Source organism: Actinomadura sp. HBU206391, assembly GCF_014323665.1.
GTDB lineage: Bacteria > Actinomycetota > Actinomycetes > Streptosporangiales > Streptosporangiaceae > Actinomadura_C.
On sequence record NZ_JABVEB010000429.1, the window covers coordinates 1 to 3,367 of the forward strand.

Genomic DNA, 3,367 nt, shown 5'->3' on the forward strand with positions numbered 1-3,367 from the left:
ATGAGCGGCAGCACCACGCGCAGCAGCGCCTTCCACGCGGACGCGCCGTCGACCCAGGCCGCCTCCTCCAGCGAGATCGGCACGCCGTCCATGAAGTTCTTCATCATCCAGATCGCGAAGGGCAGCCCGGTGGCGGCGAGGAACAGCGTCGTCGCCGGGATCGAGTCGACGAGTTCGAGCTGGACGAACAGGCCGTACACCGGAACCATGATCGCCGTGATCGGCAGCCCGGTCGAGAACAGCAGCAGGTACAGGACCGGCCGGCCGAACCGCAGGTTGTAGCGCGACAGCGGGTACGCCGCCGGGGTGGCGACGAGCAACGTGAGCAGCGCGGCGCCGCCGGACAGCGCGAAGCTGTTGCCGAACGCCCGCAGATTCTCCGGGGTGAGCACCTCGGAGAAGTTGCGCAGCGTCAGCTGGGCCGGGACGTCGGAGCTGAGGGTGGCCCGCGGGTTCACCGACGACAGGATCAGCCAGCCGAACGGGACCAGGAACGCGACCGCGACGACGGCGAGCACTGCGTAGGCCACCGCGGCGGAGAAGACGCGGCGCGGCGCCGTGGTCGGACCGAGACTCAGAACGGCCATGTCACACCTCCCTGCGCAGCAGCCGGATATAGATCACAGAGAAGACCGCGCCGATCGCCAGCATGACGATCGCGACCGCGGTGCCATAGCCCATCTGGGAGAACTTGAACGCCTCCTGGTACATGTACAACGGCAGCGTCTGGCTCTTGTTGCCCGGCCCTCCGCCGGTCATCACGAAGATCAGCGTGAACACCGACAGGGTCTGCAGGGTGATGGTCATGAGGTTGGTCATCGCCGCCCGCCTGATCAGCGGCAGCGTGATGTGCCGCAGGCGCTGGAACGCCGAGGCGCCGTCCACGGCCGCCGCCTCGTGCAGCTCGTCGGGGACCTCCGACAGCGCGGCCGAGTAGACGAGCATCGAGAACGCGGTGCCCCGCCAGATGTTCGCGACGATCACCGAGACCAGCGGCAGCTCGTACAGCCACTGGCCCGCCGACAGCCCGACGGCGGTGAGCACCGAGTTGAGCGTCCCGTCGTCGGCGAGGAACGCGTACCAGATGAACCCGACGACGATCTCGGGCATCACCCAGGCGCTCACGACGACACCGCCGACGAGGGCCCGGACCACCCTTCTGCGGCCGCGCATCAGCAGGGCGAGCGCGAGGCCCAGGATGTTCTGGCCGAAGATCGCCGATCCCGCGACGAAGACCACGGTGAGCAACGCCGCCGAGAAGAAGTCGGGATCGGAGAACATCTCGCGGAAGTTGCGCAGGCCCACGAGGTTCGGCGCGCTGGCGCTCGCCCCGGTCAGCGCGATGTCGGTGAACGCCGCCCAGAAGCACCAGAGGATCGGCCCGGCGAAGAACAGCGCGAGGAGCCCGAAGGCCGGCGCCATCGGCACCGCCCAGCCGAGCACCGGTGCCCGGCGGGCCCGCGCGAGGCGGGCCGCCGGGCGCGACGACACGGTCGTCGTGGGTGCGGCCATCAGCCGCCGGCCTCGACCTTCTCGGCGCCGGCGATCTTCTGGATCGACTCGGTGAGCCCCTCGGTCGCCTCATCCGGGCTGCTCTGCCCGGTCATCACCGACTCCATCTCCTTCTGGATCTGATTGGAGATCTCCGGGTACTCGGCGTACGCCGGGCGGTAGTGCGTGGCCGACACCAGATCGGTCCAGAATTTGTTGGTCGGGTTGGCATTGAGGTACGCGGAGTCCTTCGCGACGTCGTCGCGCACCGCGAGCTGACCCGCCGTGATCGCGTACCGCTGCGAGTTCTCCCGGTTGAGCGCAAGAGAGATGAACTTCCAGGCCGCGCCCGGATTCTTGGTCTTGGCCCCGATGGCGAGCGTCCAGCCGCCGGACAGGCTGGTCTTGCCGGGTGCCTGCCCGTTCTGGGTGGGCATCGGCGTGACACCGATCTTCTCCTCCCACTCCGGCCACGGCTTCGTGCCGGTCTTCAGCCAGTTGCTGCTCACCCACGAGCCGTCGAGGCTGATGCCGAGCTTGTCCTCGGGCAGCAGCTTGGTGTTCACGATCTCGCCGAGGTTCTTGTCGAGCGCAACCTGCGGCTTGGGCGTCAGGCCCTCTGAGAACATCGTCTTGATGAAGCCGAACGAGTCGGTCATGCCCTTGCTCGGGGCCACCCATTTCTGGCTCTGTGTGCTGTAGAGCTGGTGGTCGGTGCCGTACAGGAGCATCTCGTAGCCCTGCATGGACGCCGCCTCGCCGGCCGGTTTGCCGGAGTACATGTTGAACGGCGTGACGCCGGGCGCCTTGGCCTTGATCTGCCGGGCGGCGCCGATGACGTCGTTCCAGCTCTTGGGCTCCCACGGCACCGGCAGCCCGGCCTTCTTGAAGACCGCCTTGTTGTACCAGAGGCCCCGGGTGTCGGTGCCCATCGGCACGCCGTAGGTCTTGCCGTCGCGCCCCTTGACGCCCTGCTTCACCGAGTCGGGGAAGTGCTGCCAGTCCGGCCATGTGCTGACGTACTCGTCGAGTGGTCTGAGGTAGCCGGCCGCCACGTCGGAGTTGATGACGTAGGTGTCCTCGTAGACCACGTCCGGCGCGGTGGACTGCGAGCGCCGCATCAGGTTGACCTTGGAGAAGTAGTCGGCGTCGTTGGCGATGACGGGGATGAGCTTCACGGTCACACCGGGGTTCTGCTTCTCGTAGACCGGTTTGAGGTCCTTGAGCATGGCCTCGAGGTGGATGAACGTGCCGAACCGCTGATAGACGATCTTGAGCTCGTTGGAGTCACTGCCGGAATCGCCTCCGCAGCCGGCCATCGCGACCGCGAGACCCGCTGCCGTCGCCAGCCCGATGAATCGACGCATGGTGCTCCCTTCGGGCGGTGCTCCCCCGACGGGACCATGCGTTTGGTCCACGCACCAACGGTCGCGCTGATTTGCCATCGGGTGATGGCAAATTCGAATTTAATCTGCGCTCAACACGACCGAGATGTCAAGAGCCCCTCAGCGCCCCGACACCGGCAGTCCGGTGATGGCGCTGATCAGGTCGGCCGCGCGCGCCACGGCCGCCGCGGGACTCCGCCGCCTCGTGATCACGTCCTCCGTCATCGCCTGGAGCTGCGCCGACACGAGCGCGTACACGGGCGACGAGGGGCGTACGACCATGTGGTCGAGCATCGCCGCCGTGTGCGCGTGGAACGGCGAGGCGACGGCGATGGCCTCGAGCGCGGACCGGCGCGGTGGCAGCTGGCCGGTCCGGGTGCAGAGCCGGATCAAGGCGTGGGGCTCGACGGCCGCCCGCAGTACCCGCATCGCCAGGCCGGGCCGTTTCGCCTGCCGGGGAACGCAATAGACCATGCCGCCGGACAGCACCC

The 3,367-nt window shown here is 67.8% G+C and carries 4 protein-coding genes; all 4 read right to left on the minus strand.

Features of this window, described 5'->3' with window-relative positions; genetic code table 11:
- On the minus strand, positions 1-587 hold a 587-nt coding region (locus HKK72_RS37750), incomplete at its 3' end, for a carbohydrate ABC transporter permease (protein WP_187239182.1).
- Position 588: 1 nt separating this feature from the next.
- A complete protein-coding gene (locus HKK72_RS37755) occupies positions 589-1,512 on the minus strand; it encodes a carbohydrate ABC transporter permease (protein ID WP_187239183.1) in 924 nt (307 codons plus the stop codon).
- Positions 1,512-2,858, minus strand: a complete 1,347-nt coding sequence (locus HKK72_RS37760) for an extracellular solute-binding protein (protein WP_187239184.1) — start codon at positions 2,856-2,858, stop codon at positions 1,512-1,514. The genes HKK72_RS37755 and HKK72_RS37760 overlap by 1 nt, the downstream gene beginning before the upstream one ends.
- A 138-nt stretch (positions 2,859-2,996) precedes the next feature.
- Positions 2,997-3,367 (minus strand): hypothetical protein (locus HKK72_RS37765; RefSeq protein ID WP_187239185.1); only part of this gene is annotated, 371 nt, incomplete at its 5' end.

Excerpts from the sequence above, each read along its gene's own strand:
- HKK72_RS37755 (WP_187239183.1), bottom strand. The coding sequence starts at position 1,512 with ATGGCCGCACCCACGACGACCGTGTCGTCGCGCCCGGCGGCCCGCCTC.
- HKK72_RS37760 (WP_187239184.1), bottom strand. The coding sequence starts at position 2,858 with ATGCGTCGATTCATCGGGCTGGCGACGGCAGCGGGTCTCGCGGTCGCG.